Source organism: Pseudomonas sp. BF-RE-22 (genome assembly GCF_019956155.1).
Lineage (GTDB): Bacteria > Pseudomonadota > Gammaproteobacteria > Pseudomonadales > Pseudomonadaceae > Aquipseudomonas > Aquipseudomonas migulae.
Genome location: NZ_JAHBDD010000002.1, coordinates 1 through 18,656 on the forward strand (window position 1 = coordinate 1; position 18,656 = coordinate 18,656).

At 58.9% G+C, this 18,656-nt stretch carries 19 protein-coding genes, 1 tRNA gene and 1 pseudogene; 7 read left to right on the top strand and 14 right to left on the bottom strand.

The features are described 5' to 3' along the window. Window positions 1-548 precede the first annotated feature (548 nt). A complete protein-coding gene (locus KGA82_RS00985) occupies window positions 549-977 on the top strand; it encodes a nuclear transport factor 2 family protein (RefSeq protein WP_008027251.1) in 429 nt (142 codons plus the stop codon). A gap of 50 nt (window positions 978-1,027) precedes the next feature. Here KGA82_RS00985 and KGA82_RS00990 read toward each other — a convergent pair whose 3' ends face one another. The 9 genes from KGA82_RS00990 to KGA82_RS01030 form a co-directional block, all read right to left on the bottom strand. Then, window positions 1,028-1,303 (bottom strand): DUF971 domain-containing protein, encoded by a 276-nt coding sequence (locus tag KGA82_RS00990; RefSeq protein WP_008027252.1) that lies wholly within the window; start codon window positions 1,301-1,303, stop codon window positions 1,028-1,030. After that, a complete protein-coding gene (locus KGA82_RS00995; RefSeq protein ID WP_223449376.1) occupies window positions 1,300-2,262 on the bottom strand; it encodes a HEAT repeat domain-containing protein in 963 nt (320 codons plus the stop codon). Before KGA82_RS00995 ends, KGA82_RS00990 begins: the two co-directional genes overlap by 4 nt. Continuing rightward, complete coding sequence (locus tag KGA82_RS01000; RefSeq protein ID WP_223449377.1) at window positions 2,259-3,107, bottom strand: ABC transporter ATP-binding protein; 849 nt, start codon at window positions 3,105-3,107, stop codon at window positions 2,259-2,261. Before KGA82_RS01000 ends, KGA82_RS00995 begins: the two co-directional genes overlap by 4 nt. Further along, window positions 3,107-3,889 carry an ABC transporter permease gene (locus tag KGA82_RS01005; protein WP_207284537.1) on the bottom strand — a complete coding sequence of 261 codons (783 nt, stop codon included), beginning with the start codon at window positions 3,887-3,889 and terminating at the stop codon, window positions 3,107-3,109. The genes KGA82_RS01000 and KGA82_RS01005 overlap by 1 nt, the downstream gene beginning before the upstream one ends. Window positions 3,890-4,021: 132 nt before the next feature. Beyond that, on the bottom strand, window positions 4,022-5,428 hold the full coding sequence (locus tag KGA82_RS01010; protein ID WP_223449378.1) for an ABC transporter substrate-binding protein: 1,407 nt from the start codon (window positions 5,426-5,428) through the stop codon (window positions 4,022-4,024). 237 nt (window positions 5,429-5,665) lie between these two features. Further along, window positions 5,666-5,911, bottom strand: coding sequence for a ferredoxin family protein (locus KGA82_RS01015; RefSeq protein WP_007946457.1), 246 nt, complete (start codon window positions 5,909-5,911; stop codon window positions 5,666-5,668). Window positions 5,912-5,936: 25 nt separating this feature from the next. Further along, window positions 5,937-7,667 carry a fumarate reductase/succinate dehydrogenase flavoprotein subunit gene (locus KGA82_RS01020; RefSeq protein WP_207284539.1) on the bottom strand — a complete coding sequence of 577 codons (1,731 nt, stop codon included), beginning with the start codon at window positions 7,665-7,667 and terminating at the stop codon, window positions 5,937-5,939. Continuing rightward, window positions 7,664-8,416: a GntR family transcriptional regulator gene (locus tag KGA82_RS01025; RefSeq protein WP_008039052.1), complete on the bottom strand. Its 753-nt coding sequence runs from the start codon at window positions 8,414-8,416 to the stop codon at window positions 7,664-7,666. Before KGA82_RS01025 ends, KGA82_RS01020 begins: the two co-directional genes overlap by 4 nt. Window positions 8,417-8,786: 370 nt before the next feature. Beyond that, entirely contained in the window at window positions 8,787-9,674 is an 888-nt protein-coding gene (locus KGA82_RS01030; RefSeq protein ID WP_223449379.1) for a Dyp-type peroxidase, read from the bottom strand. A 186-nt stretch (window positions 9,675-9,860) separates the two neighbouring features. Between KGA82_RS01030 and KGA82_RS01035 the strand changes: the two genes are divergently transcribed. Together KGA82_RS01035 and KGA82_RS01040 are read left to right on the top strand one after the other, a co-directional pair. Then, window positions 9,861-11,486, top strand: coding sequence for an NADP-dependent glyceraldehyde-3-phosphate dehydrogenase (locus KGA82_RS01035; RefSeq protein ID WP_223449380.1), 1,626 nt, complete (start codon window positions 9,861-9,863; stop codon window positions 11,484-11,486). 5 nt (window positions 11,487-11,491) lie between these two features. Beyond that, window positions 11,492-12,574 (top strand): FUSC family protein, encoded by a 1,083-nt coding sequence (locus tag KGA82_RS01040; RefSeq protein ID WP_223449381.1) that lies wholly within the window; start codon window positions 11,492-11,494, stop codon window positions 12,572-12,574. Here the strand turns inward: KGA82_RS01040 and KGA82_RS01045 are convergent, their stop codons facing one another. Beyond that, window positions 12,575-13,468, bottom strand: coding sequence for a DMT family transporter (locus tag KGA82_RS01045; protein ID WP_223449382.1), 894 nt, complete (start codon window positions 13,466-13,468; stop codon window positions 12,575-12,577). A gap of 135 nt (window positions 13,469-13,603) precedes the next feature. On the opposite strand from KGA82_RS01045, the gene KGA82_RS01050 reads away from it, so the two are divergent. Next, on the top strand, window positions 13,604-14,041 hold the full coding sequence (locus KGA82_RS01050) for an Lrp/AsnC family transcriptional regulator (RefSeq protein WP_223449383.1): 438 nt from the start codon (window positions 13,604-13,606) through the stop codon (window positions 14,039-14,041). Between the two features lie 65 nt (window positions 14,042-14,106). On the opposite strand, the gene KGA82_RS01055 is transcribed toward KGA82_RS01050, so the two are convergent. Continuing rightward, window positions 14,107-14,778 (bottom strand): Bax inhibitor-1/YccA family protein, encoded by a 672-nt coding sequence (locus KGA82_RS01055; RefSeq protein ID WP_007915443.1) that lies wholly within the window; start codon window positions 14,776-14,778, stop codon window positions 14,107-14,109. A 123-nt stretch (window positions 14,779-14,901) separates the two neighbouring features. On the opposite strand from KGA82_RS01055, the gene KGA82_RS01060 reads away from it, so the two are divergent. The 3 genes and pseudogenes from KGA82_RS01060 (at window position 14,902) to KGA82_RS01070 (ending at window position 16,146) form a co-directional block, all read left to right on the top strand. Further along, window positions 14,902-14,989 (top strand) — tRNA-Ser (locus tag KGA82_RS01060). 153 nt (window positions 14,990-15,142) lie between these two features. Further along, window positions 15,143-15,643: pseudogene (locus KGA82_RS01065) on the top strand (Nin-like protein); the annotation flags it as partial. Between the two features lie 272 nt (window positions 15,644-15,915). After that, window positions 15,916-16,146 carry a hypothetical protein gene (locus tag KGA82_RS01070; RefSeq protein WP_223449385.1) on the top strand — a complete coding sequence of 77 codons (231 nt, stop codon included), beginning with the start codon at window positions 15,916-15,918 and terminating at the stop codon, window positions 16,144-16,146. Window positions 16,147-16,236: 90 nt separating this feature from the next. Here the strand turns inward: KGA82_RS01070 and KGA82_RS29365 are convergent, their stop codons facing one another. The 3 genes from KGA82_RS29365 to KGA82_RS01090 form a co-directional block, all read right to left on the bottom strand. Next, window positions 16,237-17,130 carry a DUF2971 domain-containing protein gene (locus KGA82_RS29365; protein WP_223449386.1) on the bottom strand — a complete coding sequence of 298 codons (894 nt, stop codon included), beginning with the start codon at window positions 17,128-17,130 and terminating at the stop codon, window positions 16,237-16,239. A 481-nt stretch (window positions 17,131-17,611) separates the two neighbouring features. Beyond that, a complete protein-coding gene (locus KGA82_RS01085; protein WP_223449387.1) occupies window positions 17,612-17,755 on the bottom strand; it encodes a hypothetical protein in 144 nt (47 codons plus the stop codon). Between the two features lie 275 nt (window positions 17,756-18,030). After that, window positions 18,031-18,276, bottom strand: coding sequence for a hypothetical protein (locus KGA82_RS01090; protein ID WP_223449388.1), 246 nt, complete (start codon window positions 18,274-18,276; stop codon window positions 18,031-18,033). Between the last annotated feature and the right edge of the window lie 380 nt (window positions 18,277-18,656).

Genomic DNA, 18,656 nt, shown 5'->3' on the forward strand with positions numbered 1-18,656 from the left:
GCGGTTGGCCAGGCAACATCATGGGTGACTGACACACCGCTATCGCCAGCAAGCCGGCTCCTACAGGTTTGGCGTCAATCTGGAAATGAGTGAAATACGCGCATTTGGGTGAAGGCAAAGGCCACAAAAAAAGCCCGCACAAGGCGGGCTTCGGGATTCGAGTAGGTGGCCGGCGCTGGTCTCCGGCTTACAAGGTTTATCAGGACTCTCACAGAAGAGTTTTGTGCTCTTCTGCTTCACACGGCATAAGGGCTGGATCTCAGCGCGGAGATCTTTCTAACCGTGTACCCTTCGGAACGCGCCCCACGTGTCCTTGCCATCCGCTTGCGCATCAGTCTGCGTCTTCACCTACAAGTTCTAGACTAGTACACCCTCCCGAGCCGCGCCCTTGAATTTTTAGAACGATTTTGCCCATGGCGACAGACGTCAGAACGGAAAAATACTAACCAGCATTCGAGGGTTTTGCCGCCGGAGGGTTTCCCTTCAAGCCCTTTGATGTACAGTCTTCGCCGACGTTTGCAGAACAACAAAAAATACAGGAGTTGAAAATGTCGGAACTGAAACTGCATCCAAACGCCGCACAATCCTTGAACCAATGGCACGCGATGATCAAAAAGGCTGACTTGAAGGCCTTGCCCGAATTATTGGACCCGCAAGTGGTTTTCCGCTCGCCGATGGCGCACACGCCTTATCCAGGGGCGCCGGTGGTCAACATGATTCTCAACACGGTGTCCGGCGTGTTCGAGGATTTCCAGTACCACCGCGAACTGTCGACTGCGGACGGCTTGAACGTCATCCTCGAGTTCAGCGCCAGGGTCGGTGAAAAACAGCTCAAGGGCATCGATATGATCCGCTTCAACGAACAAGGAAAAATCGTTGAATTCGAGGTGATGGTCCGCCCCCTGAGTGGCTTGCAAGCCTTGGGTGAAGAGATGGGGCGCCGACTGGGCGCTTTCCTGGCCGCCAGCAAAGCCTGACCACTGCGCAGCGCTTCATCGGCGGGCACACTCACCGGTGAAGCGCGTCATCAGGCCAGGCTCGAAAGATACGGCCACGGGTAGATGCCGCGTTCGTGACCATCGCTGAAAATCAGTTGCAGGCCATAGCCCTGCGCGTTCAATTCGATGACTTGCACTCGGTCATCGACCCTCGGCGTCAACCCTTTCAAGCGAAACGCCCGGCACTGCGAACACGGGCATTGCCGGCGCAACTCGGCATGATCCAGCAACTGCTCACGACCATCCGGCCAGTTCAGTCGCAGCTGCTGTTTGCTCCGGGAATTGCCGATCGCCAGCGGGTTCATTGCAACTGACTCAAGGCAATGCGCACGGCTTTGCGCACTTCCGGGTCGCCGTCGTTCTGCGCGGCCTGCAACGGCGCGACTGCGCCTTTATCGTTCAATTCGCCGAGGGCCAATGCGGCTTCCTTGCGCAGGTTGCTGATGCGATGACCGAGGGTTTCGATCAATGCGTCCAGCGCCGGGGCATAACGCAAGCGACCGAGACTGCGGGTGGCGCGCAGGCGCACTTGCCAATAATCATCGCTCAACGCTTCGACCAATGCCGGGCCCGCGTCGGTATGACCGACCTTGCCGAGGGTGGTCGCGGCTTCTTCGCGCACTTGCCAGGCGCCGTCCTGTAACGCCTGGCGCAGGGCCGGCAGGACGTGCGCATCGGAGGCCAGGCCAAGGGCTCCCGTGGCGGCGCGACGGACTTCGGTGTCCGGATCGTGGCTGGCCAACGTTGCCAGGGCCGGCAAGGCATCAAGCTGTTTGAGCCAGCCGAGCACGCCCACAGCTTCGCGGCGAACGCTGGCGTCTGCATCGCCCAGCGCCGCCAAGGCAGCGGTCGCGGCATCGGGGAAACGCAATTCGCGCAACGCCCGGAACGCGGCGATACGCACGTTGATATCGGCATGCCCGGTCCACGGCAGAATCACCCTGCCCGCGGCTTCACTCTTGAGCAGGCTCAGGCTCTGCGCGGCGGCGGCCTGCACGGCCGGCGACGGATCGGTCAACGCCTGGCACAGCGCTTCAACGACCGGCGCATCCTCCCAGGCTTCAAGCAGGCGCGCGGCTTCGGCGCGGACCTCTGCGGTCGGGTCTTCGGCCAGTCGATCGACCAGCCACAGCAAACCGTCCGGCTCTTCCAGGTCTGCCAGCTCGATCAGGGCGATCCGGCGCACGCCGGCGTCGGCATCGGTCAGGCGCGGTTGCAGGGCGAGAATGTCATCGTTATCGGTTACATCGAATAGAGAGGTCATAGGGCAAATCGCGGCAGTTTGTTTTCAGGGGGAAGTCCGAGAGGGTTCAGGCGCGGTAGCTGCCGACCGTCTTCGTGACGCAGTAATTCGAGGCAATGGCGCTTCAAGCGGGAGAACTCATGGCTTGTCACCAGTTCGCTGGTGCGTGGCCGGGGGAAGTCGAGGCGCAGGTCTTCGATGATCCGCCCGGGACGTGTGCTCATGACCAGCAGCCGGTCGGCGAGGAACAGTGCTTCGTCGATGTCGTGGGTGACGAACACCACGGTGGTGCGAATCCGCGTCCAGATGTCCAGCAGCAGCTCTTGCATGTTCAACCGGGTCAGCGCGTCGAGGGCACCGAAAGGTTCGTCCATCAGCAACAGGCGCGGACGGTTGATCAGCACGCGGGCGATTTCCACCCGCTGCTGCATGCCACCGGACAACTGATCCGGCCAGCGCTCGGCGAACCCTTCGAGGCCGACCAGCGCGAGGATTTCGTCGGCGGCTTCGTGCCGTTCGGCCTTGCCGATGCCGCGCATTTTCAGGCCGAACGCGACGTTGTCGCGCACCGTACGCCAAGGGAACAGCGTGTGCTGCTGGAACACCATGCCGCGCTGGGGCGAAGGACTCGACACGTCTTCGCCATCGACTTTGAGGCTGCCGGCGCGAGGTTGCAGGTGTCCGGCCAGTGCGCCAAGCAAGGTCGATTTGCCGCAACCGGAGGGGCCGAGAATGCACACGAACTGCCCCGGTTCGATCTGGCAATCGAGGCCTTGCACGGCTTCGAACGCGGCACGGCCCTCCCCGAGGCTGATCGACAATCCGCGAATGTCGATGCGCCCTTCAAGGTGTTGAAATACGCTCATCAGGCTTTTCCTCGTGGTCGATGCCAGGGCGTCAACAACCCGCCCAACCGTTTGATCAGCAGGCTGCTGCCCATGCCGAGCACGCCGATCAGCAACATGCCGACGACGATGTCGGCGTAGTTCTGGATGGTGTAGGACTCCCAGGTGTAATAGCCGATGCCGTATTGGCCGGAGATCATTTCGGCAGTCACCAGGCAAAACCACGAGGTGCCCATGCCGATGGCGAGGCCGGTGATGATGCTCGGCGCGGCGCCCGGCAGAATCACCTCCAGCAGAATCGCCCGACGCCCTGCCCCGAGGCTTTTCGCCGAGGCAATCAGGCGCGGGTCGACGCCTTCGACGCCGTGCACGGTGTTGAGCAGGATCGGGAACAGCGCGCCAGTGAAGGTGATGAAGACCATCGACAGTTCTGATGATGGGAACATCAGGATCGCCAGGGGAATCCAGGCGACGGCGGGGATCGGGCGCAGGACTTCCAGCGGCGGCAGCAGCAAATCTTCGGCCCATTTCGAACGACCGATGGCCAGGCCCAACGCGATGCCGATGATCAGCGCCGCGAGGTAACCGGCGAAGACCCGGCTGAGGCTGCTGCTCAAGTGTTGGGCGAGTTTGCCGGAGTCGCCCAGGCCCAGGGCGGCTTCGATCACCGCCAACGGTGTCGGGACATTGGCGAAGGTGACCAGGCCGAGGTTCCAGTGGTGGCTGGCGGCGAGTTGCCAGAATAAAAGGCAGAGCAGAATCGAGGCTGCTCTTGGAATCCAGCGGATAAATGATCGGTACACAATTCTTCCTCTCAACCGAGCCCCCTGTAGGAGCGAAGCTTGCTCGCGAAGGTGTGTCAGTCGACATTGACTTAGCTGACACTCCTTCGCGAGCAAGCTTCGCTCCTACAGGGGATTGCGGGGTTCTGGCGGTTAGCGGGCAGCTACGGCCTGGGTGGTGGCGTCGGTGAAGTCGAGGACTTTGCCGCCCTGGGCCGTGGCGAATTGCTGGGCCTGGCCCTTGAGCAGAAACGCGCTGAGGCGCCCTTTCGCATCACTGGCAAACCACGCCTGATCCGCCAGCAACTTGATCCCGCTGTCACTCGCCTGGGCATACACCGCGCGGATGTTTTTGCCTTCGGACTTCAAACCGGCCAATGCGGTGAACGCCGATTCCGCCGAGGCGTACTGCCGCACTTTCGGCTCGCCGCGCACCCAGATCTCGGCCACATGACTGAAGTCGGTGATGGCTTTGCCACTCAACGCATCCACTGCTTTGAGCGGGGTCTGACCGTAGTTGGCCAGTTGCGCGGTGTAGTCCAGCTTCGAGGCCTTGAACGCGGCGCGGATGTACTGGTCGTCGATGAAGGTGTTGAGGTCGAGACCGCGATCAGCCTTCTTCAGCAGCTTGAGGGTGTCGATGGCGGTGCCGACCGCCTGGCGATATTCCGGCTTCCAGCTCAGGTCGCGGGTCTGCACGCCGAGCGGGCCGTGGAACAGGTAATTGACCTCGGCATCGACGCCGGTGACCTTGGCGATCAACTCGCTGTACTTCTCGGGTTCTGCCGCCAATAACTGGTTGGCTTCGAGGCTGGCGCGCAGGTACGCGACGACGATTTCCGGGTACTTTTTCGCGTAGGCCTGATCGACCAGCGCGCCGTGGAACGTCGGCGTATTCGCCTGTGAACCGTCATAGATCTTGCGAGCAAAACCTCGGCTCGGGAACAGTTCGGCGAACGGCACAAAGTCGGCGTGGGCGTCGATCTTCCCGGCCTGCAACGCCGAACCGGCGACTTCCGGCGGCTGGGCGATGATGTTCACGTCTTTGAGCGGGTCCCAACCCTGAGCCGCCACGGCGCGCAGCAACATGCCATGGGCGGTCGAGGCGAACGGCACGGAAATGGTCTTGCCCTTCAACTCGGCCAGTGATTGCACGCCCGAAGCACTCGGCACGACGATGCCGTTGCCGCTGCCCTTGATACTGCCCGACAGCACGCTGATAAACAGGCTGTGCTTGCCGGCGGTTTCGAACGCAACGCCGTTGAACGAACCGGGGAAATCAGCCATGGCGCCGAAGTCGAGTTTGCCGGCGACCATCTCGTTGGTCAGGGGCGCGCCGCTGGTGAAGTTCTTCCACTCCACCTCGTATTTCGCGTCCTTGTATTGGCCATCGTCGGGCAAGTATTTGTCCAACAGGCCGAGCTCGCGAATCAACAGGCCGCCGGCGGCGCAGTTGATCGTGGTGTCCTGGGTGCCGATGGCAATGCGGATGGTTTCGGCGGAAGCCGACAAGGTGAAAGAAGCCAGTACCAGACCGGCCAATGCTGCACGCAATAACATGGGTGTGTCCCCTCGAATCATTTATAGGATGTTCGTCTCCGCCACGATCAGGGCGTGGTGGGAAACGAGGGGTGTTGGGTGAATCCAGCGTCCGGTGTTTCCGGATGGCTTTGGGTTGTCTGGGCGGGCCTCATCGCTGGCAGGCCAGCTCCCACAAGGTTCTCTGTTGCCAGCGAAATCCGTGTCCCACTGAAAATCCCTGTGGGAGCTGGCCTGCCAGCGATGGCGTCCTGTCAGTCAACGCAGCAAATAAGGGATTTCGACTTTCACGGCCCCGGTCGGGCAGTCCTTTTCGCACGGCATGCAGTACCAGCATTCGTCGAAGGCCATGTAGGCCTTTTGCGTGGCCGGGTTGATCGCCAGCAAGTCCATCGGGCAGACGTCGACGCACACGGTGCAGCCTTTGTGGGCGATGCACAGGTCCTCGTCGACCGTGACGGGCGCGTTGGAGCGGAAGAAAATTTCCTGGGGTTGATAGGCCATTGGTCGGTCTCTCTTATAGTCAGGCTCAGGCCGCAAAGGCACCGACGCGCAGCCGGTCGTAGGCCTGCATTTCTTCGGCATCCAGCGGGATGATGTAGGGCTCGACGGCTTTCTTGAAACTGCTCATCTGGCCGTGTTCATCCTTCTTCAAATGGCAATGGCAGAACCAGTCGCTGTCGTTGCGCTGCGGGTGATCGACCCGATAGTGGTAAAGCCCCCAACGACTTTCGGCGCGGAACAACGAAGCGCGGGCGGCCATTTCGGCGCAGTCGCGGATCATGCTGACTTCCATGGCGCGCATCAGTTCGTGGGCGTTGTGGGCCTTGATCTGATCGAGATCGCGCTGGATATCGCTGAAACGCTGCAGGCCGATCTGCATCTTCTTGGTCACTTTCGGCGGTTGCAGGTAATCGTTCACGAAGCGTCGCAGCTTGTACTCGACCTGGGCCGGCGGCAGTCCGTGCTCGCGGTCCAGTGGTGCGTAGACCCGCGCTTTCTCTGTCTCGATCTGCTTGGCATCGACCGCTGAAAATTCGCGACCGGCGACAAAATCCGCCGCATTGGTGCCGGCAAACCAGCCGTAGGTGAACGCGCCAAGCATGTAGTTGTGCGGCACGGCGGCCATGTCACCCGCCGAGTACAAACCCTTGACCGAGGTTTCGGCCTTCTCGTTGACCCACACACCCGACGCCGAATGCCCGCTGCAAAAACCGATTTCGGAGATGTGCATCTCGACCATCTGCGTGCGGTAATCGGTGCCGCGATTGGCGTGAAACTGACCGCGACTCGGGCGTTCGTTGCTGTGCAGGATTTCTTCGATGTTCTGGATGGTTTCCTCGGCCAGGTGATCGAGTTTGAGGAACACCGGGCCGTTGCCGCTTTCGAGTTCCTGGTGGAACTCCCACATCATCTGGCCGCTCCAGTAGTCGCACTCGATGAAGCGCTCGCCCTTGTTGTTGGCGGTGTAGCCGCCCAACGGACCCGTAACGTAGGCGCAGGCCGGGCCGTTGTAGTCCTTGATCAGCGGGTTGATCTGGAAGCATTCGAGGTTCGCCAGTTCGGCCCCGGCGTGATAAGCCATGGCGTAACCGTCGCCGGCATTGGTCGGGTTTTCGTAAGTGCCCATCAGGTAACCCGAGGACGGCAAACCGAGGCGCCCGGCAGCACCGCACGCGAGGATCACCGCCTTGGCTTTGATCACGTGAAAATCGGCGGTGCGACAGTCGAAACCCATCAGGCCGTTGACCGCACCCTCTTCGTCCGTCAGCAAGCGCGTGCAAACGACACGGTTGGTGATGCTGACCCGGGCGCGTTTCAACTGGCGGTACAGGACTTTCTTGATGTCGTGCCCTTCCGGCATCGGCAGAACGTAAGCGCCCATGTGGTGGACCTTTTTCACCGCGTAGTCGCCGGTTTCGTCCTTCTCGAACTTCACGCCCCAGCGGTCCAGTTGCTCGATGGTTTCGAAGCTGTGGGTGGCGTAGGCGTAGACCGCTGCCTGATTGACGATGCCGTCGTTGGCGATGGTGATTTCCTTGGTGTACTGCTCCGGCGTGGAATGGCCGGGAATGATCGCGTTGTTCAGGCCGTCCATGCCCATACTGATCGCGCCGCTGCGCTTGACGTTGGCCTTGTCGATCAGCAACACGCGCAGGTCGCGGTTGCGCTCCTTGGCCTTGATTGCCGCCATGGGACCCGCCGTGCCACCGCCGATCACGACGATGTCGTATTCCTGTTCGAGGGTACTTCTTGTCATGCCTGCGCCCCTTTGTGCCGGTCGATCCGCAGGCGGTACTGGAAGGCATCGCCACGGTAGTAAAGGTGTTCGAAGTCCACGGGTTGGCCGCTGGCATCGTGAGTCAGACGCTCGATGCGCATGATCGGCGAGCCGGGTTCGATGTTGAGCGCCTGGGTCAGGTCGCTGTCGGCGAGTACGGCGTCGATGGCCAGATCGGCATGACCGAGGGCCAGGCCGCAGTCGTTTTCGAGGATCAGGAAGATGTCGCGGGTGACCAGATCGGCCTTTTCCAGCCGTTCGCCGATGGCTTTGGGCAGGTAGGTGATTTCCAGTGAGATCGGCTCACGGTTGATCAGGCGCACCCGCTTGATCTGCGCCACGATCTCGCCTTCGGCCACCTGCAAACGCTCGGCGACGAGTTTGTCGGCGGGGATGAATTTGAAACTGCGCAGGCGGTTGATCACCTCGTAGCCGCGCCCGGTCATGGACTCGGCGAGGCCTTGCAGGGTGCTGACGTTCTGGAAGGTTTTCGGCTTGGCGACGAAGGTGCCCTTGCCGTGAATCTTGAAGATCAGCCCTTCCTTTTGCAGATCGCCGAGGGCCTGGCGCACGGTGATGCGGCTGACTTTGAACAACGCGCCAAGCTCGCTTTCCGAAGGCATCTGGCTGTCTTGCGGGTATTCGCCGTCGAGAATGCGGGCACGCAAGACGTCGCGCAGTTGAGTGTGCAAAGGAACACTGCTGAGGGAGAGAACGTTATCGGTCATGGCAGATCACTTGTTATAACGAGTTATGACGTGATCTTAGAGTTCTAGTACTGGGGTTGAGAAATACTGTTTGAGAATAAGGTTAGATTCGCGGGATGGCGCGGCACCTGACGCACCGCGCTGCATGGATCGCCGGCAAGCCGGCTCCTACAGGATTGGCGTCAACCGAACACTCCCGGCACGCATACGCACTTGTAGGAGCCGGCTTGCCGGCGATGGCGCCCGTGAAATCGCCTTCGCCGGCAAGCCGGGCTCCTACAGGATTGGCGTCAACCGAATATTCCCGGCACACATACGCACTTGTAGGAGCCGGCTTGCTGGCGATGGCGTCCATGAAATCGCCTTCGCCGGCAAGCCTGGCTCCTACAGATCAACCGACGCGCAGTGCGCGCAAATCCAGTCGACCGTCCTTCAGCGGCGGGCACCAGTAGTAGCCGCCGGTGATCGGGCGACTGATGCGGTACAAGCCGTCGGTGATGCCGTCTTCCAGACCGCTCATGCGCCGCAGTTGGGCTTCGAAGGCGTCGAGGGAGAAACCGAACGCGAGGAACATCAGACCCGCGCGATCCCCTTCGATCCACGGCATCGACCGGCGGACCACGAACGCCTCAGGGGCGAAGCTTTCCTGGGCGGTGCGTTTGACGTGGGCAGAGATCGGCGCGTCATCGATTTCTTCGTTGTCGCTCAGGCGACGGCCCATGATGTTGTCCTTTTCTTCGGACGGCATCGCGTGGAAGCCCTTCAGGTCGTGCTGCCACTGCTGGATCGCGGCGAAGCTGCCACCGACCACACCGTCAGCGCCCTCACCGATCAACGCGGCAGCCACGGCGGCTTCGTCGTGTGGGTTTTCGGTGCCATCTTCATAACCGGTCAGGTCGTGGCCGGTGAGGTGGCGGAACGTTTCGTTCATCTGCACCAGGCGCAGGGCCGGTGCCAGCGCGGCTTCGATGGCGGTGGCGCGATTGAGCAACTCGCCACGGTCGACACCATGCAACCAGCACCACAGCGCGTGCTGGGTCGACGGGTTGTCGACGCCAACGCCGGTCAGTGCCGGAAACGGCCGCAGCCCGTCGATCTGCACGTGCAGCGCCTTGACCAGAGATTCACCGAAACCGGCCACCGCCGACTTCCCGTCCACCAGCAGCATCAATTTGTCGAGCGCGGCCGGCAGAGCATCGACGGATTCCAGCGCGAAGAACATATGACGGGCTTGAGGTGGAACGGGGGTGGCGAGGATGCCCGGCTGGTAGTAACTCATATGAACTCCTTAATAAAGAGCATGAAGTTTACCCGCAGCGTCGGCCGTTGTGTGTTCTCAGGTCAAAAGATCGCCGGATCTTGACCCCGGCACTTAAAAAGTCGAGGCAATAAGGCGTATAACCTTTGAAGTGAATTCTGAACTGCAAGCCGCCAGCGCATGGCTTACATCACATGGAGTAGCGACATGACCACAGCACACATCCTCGGCAACCTGTTTCCCGACGCCAGCGACATTCCGGAAAAGTACCGCCTCGACGGCCAGACCGAGCAACGTGAATACCTGGTCGATGGCGAACTGAAAACCTGGTCCGGCCCCCTCGCCCAAGTCCGCAGTCCGGTGTACCTGACCGGCGAAAATGGCGACGAACAAGTGATCCTCGGCAGCACGCCGCTGCTCGATGCCGACACCGCGCTGACCGCGCTCGACGCCGCCGTCCGCGCCTATGACCGGGGCCAGGGTTTGTGGCCGACCATGCGCGTGGCCGAACGCATCCAGCACGTCGAAGCGTTTCTCGGGCGTATGCGCGAACAGCGCGAAGCCGTGGTCAAGTTGCTGATGTGGGAGATCGGCAAAAACCTCAAGGACTCGGAAAAAGAGTTCGACCGCACCTGCGACTACATCGTCGACACCATCAACGCCCTCAAGGAACTCGACCGCCGCTCCAGTCGTTTCGAGCTGGAACAGGACACGCTCGGGCAGATCCGCCGCGTACCGTTGGGTGTGGCGCTGTGCATGGGACCTTACAACTACCCACTGAACGAAACCTTCACCACGCTGATTCCGGCGTTGATCATGGGCAACACCGTGGTGTTCAAACCGGCCAAGCTCGGCGTGCTGCTGATTCGTCCGCTGCTGGAAGCGTTTCGCGACAGCTTCCCGACCGGTGTGATCAACGTCATTTACGGCAGCGGCCGCGAGACGGTCAGCGCGCTGATGGCCAGCGGCAAGATCGATATCTTCGCGTTCATCGGCACCAACAAGGCTGCCAGCGACCTGAAAAAACTCCACCCGAAACCGCACCGTTTGCGCGCAGCGCTGGGTCTGGACGCGAAAAACCCCGGCATCGTTTTGCCTGAGGTGGACCTGGACAACGCCGTGAACGAAGCGGTCACCGGTTCGCTGTCGTTCAATGGCCAGCGCTGCACCGCGCTGAAAATCCTCTTCGTCCACGAAGACGTGGTCGAGGCGTTCATCGACAAATTCAACGCCAAACTCGCCAGCCTCAAACCCGGCATGCCGTGGGAAAGCGGCGTAGCCCTGACGCCGCTGCCGGAGTCGGGCAAGGTCGATTATCTGCACGGGCTGGTTGCGGATGCCGTGAGCAAAGGTGCCCGTGTGGTCAACCCGAATGGCGGTGAAGCCCGCGCGTCCTTCTTCTATCCGGCGGTGTTGTTCCCGGTGACGCCGCAGATGCGTGTCTATCAGGAAGAACAGTTCGGCCCGGTGGTGCCAATCGTGCCTTACCGGCATCTGGACACAGTGATCGATTACGTCCTGGAATCGGACTTCGGCCAGCAACTGAGTATCTTCGGCACCAACCCGGTGGCGGTTGGCCGTCTGGTCGACACTTTCGCCAACCAGGTCGGGCGGATCAACCTCAACGCCCAGTGCCAGCGCGGCCCGGACACCTATCCGTTCAATGGTCGCAAGAACTCGGCCGAAGGCACGCTGTCGGTGCATGATGCGTTGCGGGTGTTCTCTATTCGCACGCTGGTCGCGACCAAGTTCCAGGAGACCAACAAGGACCTCATCAGCGAGATCATCAGCGGGCGCAGTTCGAGTTTCCTGACCACCGACTACATCTTCTGAGGACCATGAGTCTGAGTACATTCAGAGCCAACCGACTGCCACCGTTACTGCGCCGGGTACTGCGTCCGTTACTGGACCCGTACCGGCGCTATCGCCACGCCAGATTGATTCACGCCGTGCGTGTATCGCTGGGGTTGCTGGCGACGATCCTGCTGACCACCGGCATCCACCTGCCCCACGGGGAGTGGGCATCGGTGACGATGCTGGTGGTGATCGGCGGTTTGCAGCACCACGGCAACATCGGCAAAAAAGCCGCCGAGCGCGCCATCGGCACCTTGATCGGCGCTGGTGTCGGCCTGTTATTGGTGGCGCAACAAGCCTGGCTCGGGATGCCGTGGCTGACCTATTTTGCGATGTCGGTGGTCTGCGGATTTTTCTCATACCATGCCATCGGCAAAGGCGGTTACACGGCGCTGCTGTCGGCGATCACCGTGTTTATCGTCGCCGGGCATGGCGATAATCCGGTGACCGACGGGCTGTGGCGCGGGGTGGATATCCTGATCGGCATTGCCCTGGCCCTGGCGTTTTCCTTTGCGCTGCCGCTGTACGCGGTTTACTCCTGGCGCTACAACCTGGCCGATGCGCTGCGCGATTGCGCGACGATTTACGGGCGCATCATCAATGGCCAACCCGTGACCGATGACGAGCACGTGAAGTTGATGAATCGCCTGAACACGGTGATGGTGCAACAGCGCTCGCTGATGCCGTCGGTGTCCAAGGAAGTGAAGATTTCCATGACCGAGCTCGATGCCATCCAGCGCCATTTGCGCATGTGCGTCAGCACTCTGGAAATCCTCGGCAACACCCGACCCGATGCCAATGACCCCGACGCCATGGCGAATCTGCAATCGGCGTTGAAAGCGGAGCATCGGCTGATTCGCGTACAACTGGTGGGGATGGCGCGGGCGCTGAAATCCGGCGCGTCCCAGCGGCTGAATCGCCCCGTCGAACTGCCGGCGGATTCGAGCCTGGACGCACCGGTCTACAACCCGCTGGACGGCTACCGGCTATTGATCCGGCAGCTGGCCAGCAACATTGGCGAAATGCGCCAGCGCCTGGCCAAGACCGCGCCGCGCTGGAACATCTGATTATTGTGTAACTGTCCGCCGAAACTTCAGGCTCCAGCCTTGTTGCATGCCGGCGGCGGCCAGCAGAATCGCAGCGACACCGATCCATTGCAGCACTTCCAGACGATGGCCGAAGGCAAACCAGTCGACGAAAATCGCCGCAATCGGGTAAGTAAATGACAACGCACCGGTCAGTGCCGTCGGCAATTTCTGGATCGCACCGTACAGCAACACGTACATCACGCCGGTGTGAACAATGCCGAGAGTCACCAGGCTGGCCCAGGCGCTCGGTGCTTGCGGCAACGCCGAGAAGTGCGCGAATGGCGCGAGCAACAACACGCCGGTGCTGACTTGAATCAGCGCGATCAGGTGCGGTGGCGTGCCGGTCAGACGTTTGATGATCAACGCCGCAATCGCGTAAAGGAAAGCGGCCCCGAGCGCCAGCGCGATGCCCATCAGGTAATCATTGCCGCCCTCGCCCTGTTGCCCGTGTGCGCTGACAATCGCCAGCATCCCCAGAAACGAAACACCCAACCAGAACAGTTTCTGCAGGGTGATTTTTTCGTTGAGGAACAGCGCGGCCAAGCCGACCAGCATAAACGGCTGAACGTTATACACCGCGGTGCCAATGGCAATCGAAGCGCGGGAGTAAGAGGCAAACAACAGCACCCAGTTGCCGACAATCGCCACGCCGCTGAGCACGGCCAGCAGGAACGTGGTGCGGGTCAGAATGCCGGGGCGCAGGAAGCCGAAAGCCGCGCAAATCAGCAACAAGGTGCCGGCGCCGAACACGCAACGCCAGAACACCACGTCCAGCACCGGTTGCCCGGACACCAGCACGAACCAGCCGATGGTCCCGGAAATCAGCATGGCGGCGGTCATCTCGAATGACCCGCGACGAAGTGTTTTGTCCATCATCAGACTCCTGTGATTGAGCCCAAAGTATGCCCATCCAACCGGGGGCTTCTCCAGCGCAAAAAGCAGGCTAAACTCGACATCTGCCTTTTTTATCAAGGCGGTTTCGATTAATTGCCTTACAGGGGTTGCGCCATGACTGACGATATCGACCAGGTGCTGATTACGGCGTTGATGGAAGACTCACGGCGTTCGCTCAAGGCGCTGGCAAACCTCAGCGGCCTGTCCTCACCGAGCGTCGCCGAGCGTTTGCGCCGCCTCGAAGAACGCGGCGTGCTCAAGGGCTACACCGTCGAGATTGATCCCAAGTGTTTCGGCTATCAACTCCAGGCAATCGTGCGTATCCGCCCGTTGCCGGGCCAGCTGCAAGAGGTGGAGCGGCAAGTCCAGGCGATTCCCGAATTCACCGAGTGCGACAAAGTCACTGGCGACGACTGCTTCATCGCCCGCCTGCACGTGCGCTCGATGGAACAGCTGGACACCCTCCTCGACCGCCTCAACACCCATGCAGAAACCAACACCGCCATCGTCAAGAAAACCCCGGTCAAACGCCGATTACCGCCCATGGCGTAAGCCTTCAGCCAAATCGCAGGCAAGAAAAAACCCGCCGAAGCGGGTTTTTTACTCATGGACGACGATTAATCATCGCGGCTCATGATGCCGAAGATCTGCAACAAGCTGATGAACAGGTTGTAGATCGACACATACAGGCTGATGGTCGCCATGATGTAGTTGCGCTCACCGCCGTGAATGATGGCGCTGGTCTGGAACAGAATGCAGACCGAGGAGAACAGCACAAAACCTGCGCTGATCGCCAGTTGCAGACCGCTGACCTGGAAGAAGAAGCTCGCCAGCGTCGCACCCAGCAGCACGAAGAAACCTGCGGTGATGAAGCCACCGAGGAAGCTCATGTCCTTACGGGTGATCAGCACGTAAGCCGACAGACCGCCGAACACCAGCGCCGTCATCGCGAACGCTGAGCTCACTACTTCTGCGCCGCCCTGCATGCCCAGGTAACGGTTGAGGATCGGGCCGAGCAGGAAACCCATGAAACCGGTCAAGGCAAACGCCGACACCAGGCCCCACGCGGAATCACGGAGTTTGTTGGTTAGGAAGAAAAGGCCGTAGAAACCGATCAGCACCACGAAGATATTCGGGTAGCCGACGCGCATCTGCTGGGCGACGAACGCCATCACGCCGCTGAATGCGAGGGTGAGAGCGAGCAAGCCGTATGTGTTGCGCAGGACGCGGCTAACCTCTAGCTGCTCAGCCTGCACGCTGTTATTAACTGCGTAATCCTGTTCGCGCATGGCGACACTCCTGTTGGTTTGAAACGTTCAGTCGCAAAGATCATAACAGACGCTCTGTAACAAGCCATGCACAGAGTTTGACAGTGTGTTTCATTCAGGTATTATGGCGCCCGCAACGCAAACGGAGGTGTGGCCGAGTGGTTTAAGGCAACGGTCTTGAAAACCGTCGACTGTAACAGGTCCATGAGTTCGAATCCCATCGCCTCCGCCATCTTTATACGACAAAGCCCTGATTAGTCAGGGCTTTTTCGTTTCTGGGGTTTGAGAATCGGCGGCGATTTTTCGAGGCGCCAGAAAACTATTTGGTAGTCGTTACAAACTTCCCAGCTTTGCCCCTCCTCCGGGGTCCTGTCTCCACAAGTAGCTGCGCAGCTTGAGATTGTCGACCGAAGACAATCCCGTGGACATGATGACGGGCATTGGAGCCGACGAGCCACGCAGGGTAGCGAAGATCCGTAGCCGGAAAAGCACCAGCGAAAGTAAGTGGGCTACGATGGTCATGCCGCTGGCTGATGCTGGAATCGGTGTACAGGACGTGACTGACATCTGGGCCGTCCAGCCTTTCGATCTGATGCTTCCGACCATCAACGGTCGGACTCTTGAAGGCAATTGTGACCTGTGCTTCCTCAAGGGCGCGAATCAGGTTTATTCAATAATCGCCAGCGACCGTGGGGAACCAGTTCGAAAAGCTGACTGGCGGGCTCGCATGGAGCGTACCGCTGTTTCCAGCAGCGGCATCACCGGTAATGGCGCCCTGTTCAGATTCGACCGTCCCAGCTACCAGCAGATGCTCGACTACTCCGATATCCAATTCGACATGTTTGCCGACGCCACAGAGGCCATTGCCTGCTTCTGCGGCGACTGACTCCATGCGCAAACTTTTTTATTTTCAATGCGCAAACTTTTTGGCCGTTTTTTGGGGCACTACCTAACCACTCTTAGGTTTAGGTGAGGAATGTTCTTCATCCAAAACTCTGGAGCTAATGATGCCTTTCGGACTGATCGTTTTGTTCGCGTTGATGATTTTTATCACCCTCTTCGGTGGTTGCAGTGCCTAACGCAACAATTCAAGTGGCCGATCTAGATCGGCCTTCCCCCATTTGACCGACGCCGGGCATGCCCGGCTAAGGACGCCCCATGCCCACAGAAAACAAACCGGCCGAGCCATTCGGCCCAAACGGTCGCACCTTCCATATTGATCTAAGCGTGCGCGGCGCACTGCGTGATTTTAGCAACCGCCAACTCAAAGGCATGTTCCGCTTAGAGTGTGGCCGCGAATGCACCGCCGACGAGGCGAAGGACCATCTGCTCGAAGCGCTGGCCCAAGGCAAGGAGGTACTGCCGTTCGGGCCACCTTGCGAGGGTTAAGATTTTGCCAGCAACGGCTGCCGCGGCCACGACAACCCGCCGCCAGCAATGGGTACCCATAAACTTGTAGCAAGAGCTGTAGCCCAAAAATCAGGCAAGCATCTGAGCGATTTTTGATAGTTTATGATGCTCAATAGTCCAACGAGCAACATCCCCCCATTGCCCTACATCGTTTTTGAAAATATGTGCGGTGCGCGGAGTAAATATCGGACTACCGTTACCAACAGGGCTGTCGTATTTGACGTATTCCCATCTAAAACCAAAGCCATTATTAGAGATAGCTGCTATGGACATAGCTATACTAGTATCCTTAAGCAGCTCCCATATTTTCCTTTGTTCAAGCAAGTCAGACCTTTCCCCCAAACACACTGATTTAATGCACTCCATAGGGACTTTCTGGATATAGACTCCAAACCCTTTGTTCTCTCCTGCGCGCTCGCATGCTTTTAGACTTCGAGCAATCCGATACTCTGACTCATATGCCCAAGCATCAGACTTTACGCAAAGCTCTGCTATGGGAATATGCCCTCCGGCGGAGAGATAATAACTAATATCCTTTTTAGGCCGAGCACTCGCATACTCGACTTCAATCAATCCCTCGAAAAACTTGTGATCGGTTTCAAATTCAACAACGGCACCTGCGTATTGCTCAGCATAATGCGACCACATCAGCAAAGAGTCATTATTCTTGCTTAGGCAAAAAATCCCAACATTTTCGTTCAGCGATCTAACAATATCTCGTGACTGGACATCGTTACAGTAATCATCTTCAAAATCATATGACAGACTAGCCAAGTCACTTGGACGGCGTGGACCAATCAAGTCGAAACTTATACTTATTGGCTGCTCAGCGGTTCCGTTTGGCACAAAAATTTCGGGCAACAGTTCAAACGGATCATTAAACGCACCCGGCTGAGTAAACCTAACCCCGCCGGTCAGTACTCGCTGCAATCCAGCCATGTCGACATATTTAAAAAGTCTCACATCAATTCCTTCCCTGAAGCAACGAGCTAACAAAATACCAGATTCGCGAAAAAATCAGCTAACTCCCCTTCCCCCTTCAAAGTCAGCCGCTATAGCGGCAAAGGAACAGTCATGCCTGAAGAAAAGTTGATTGGCCCCGTTGAAGTTGTGCGCGACGAGCATGGGTACTGGTACCACCTTGACATCCCGGGCTTCGATGAAGACGCCGAAGCTTAGAAGGCGTGGCTCGATGCCCAGGGCTTGAAAGTAGTCGGCTGGCACATGGACTCCGATATGGAAGCCCACCCTTACTAGGAAGATGGCGAGGCCCATTGTCTCGGCTGGCAGCCAGAAAAGCCGCCTGCGTACGAGTGGTTCCTGCTCGGCATTTTCGACACTGAAGACGGCCCATATGTGCAGTGGGCTCGGCGCGAGGTGACGCCATGATCGCCCTCGCCTGGCTCGCCTACGTGTACTGCTACAAGGGGCCGCGGTGATGACCTCAGGCTTTTTTCTTACCCTTGCCCCATCCGCACACCATTAAAACCAAGCCTGCGATCCACAAGCCAGGCGCGGTGATAGCAAAACCACAAACGGCCAGTGTTATCCCTGTCAAAAACAACGGATTTCGAAACGCCTTCTCCATAGCAACCTCTCCTTTATTTCTCCCATTAAACCACAAGGCCTACCGGTGAACGGCGGGCTTGCACCTGGAAAAAGATCATGACCATCACTGCACCGGTCATCCGCTACCACAGCGCGAAGTTCCGGCTCGCGCCATGGGTGCTTCAACACTAAAACAGACCAGGTCCGCTTGATCGGAAACAGCGTTTATCCGGATGAGGCGGAAGCCTTGGTCGGCGCCAACGCCGCCGACATCATTGATGTTTTACCAGCGCCTCGCAGCCTGACCCACTTGTTTCAAGATTTCGCTGAGCTGCGTTGAAACAGCATGGAGTAAGCGTAATAGCCAATATTGATCTCTGCGACTGCCATCACCCCAATTACGAAGCCAAACATAAAAGATAAAAATATAAAACCTGTCGCAATCACCCCTACAAACCATTTAAGGATTAGCAACGCCTTTGGATCAAGCAACCGCATTCCATTCAGGACAAGCGCTAAGGCAACTCCTATTAACAAACCGACGACAATGCTTAAAAACATGGGTCAACTCCCTTTGGTTAAAGCCCGGGAGTTTACCCCAGGCCGCCCCCAATCTCACCACTCCACCGCCCGGGCATGACCCGGCATAGGGCGCCCCATGCCCACGCAGCGGTGGACCGATGTAAAAAATCAATCTATTCCGAAGCGATCGATGTCCTAGAACGACTCGCCGAGCTGCCAGATCGCTCTTTAGTGGTGCGGTGCAATAAGGAAACGTTGTAATCATAGGTCGATATCAACGGCACTGGCCCCTCGTTCCGAGCCATCCCGAGCCATTGCCTTGTTCGTTCAACGTCAAAGCATTCGTTCTTGAACTTCATCTTCGCAACAAGGTTTGCTGAGACCCTGAAGTGTCCACATCCGGCCGAGCATTTGACCTC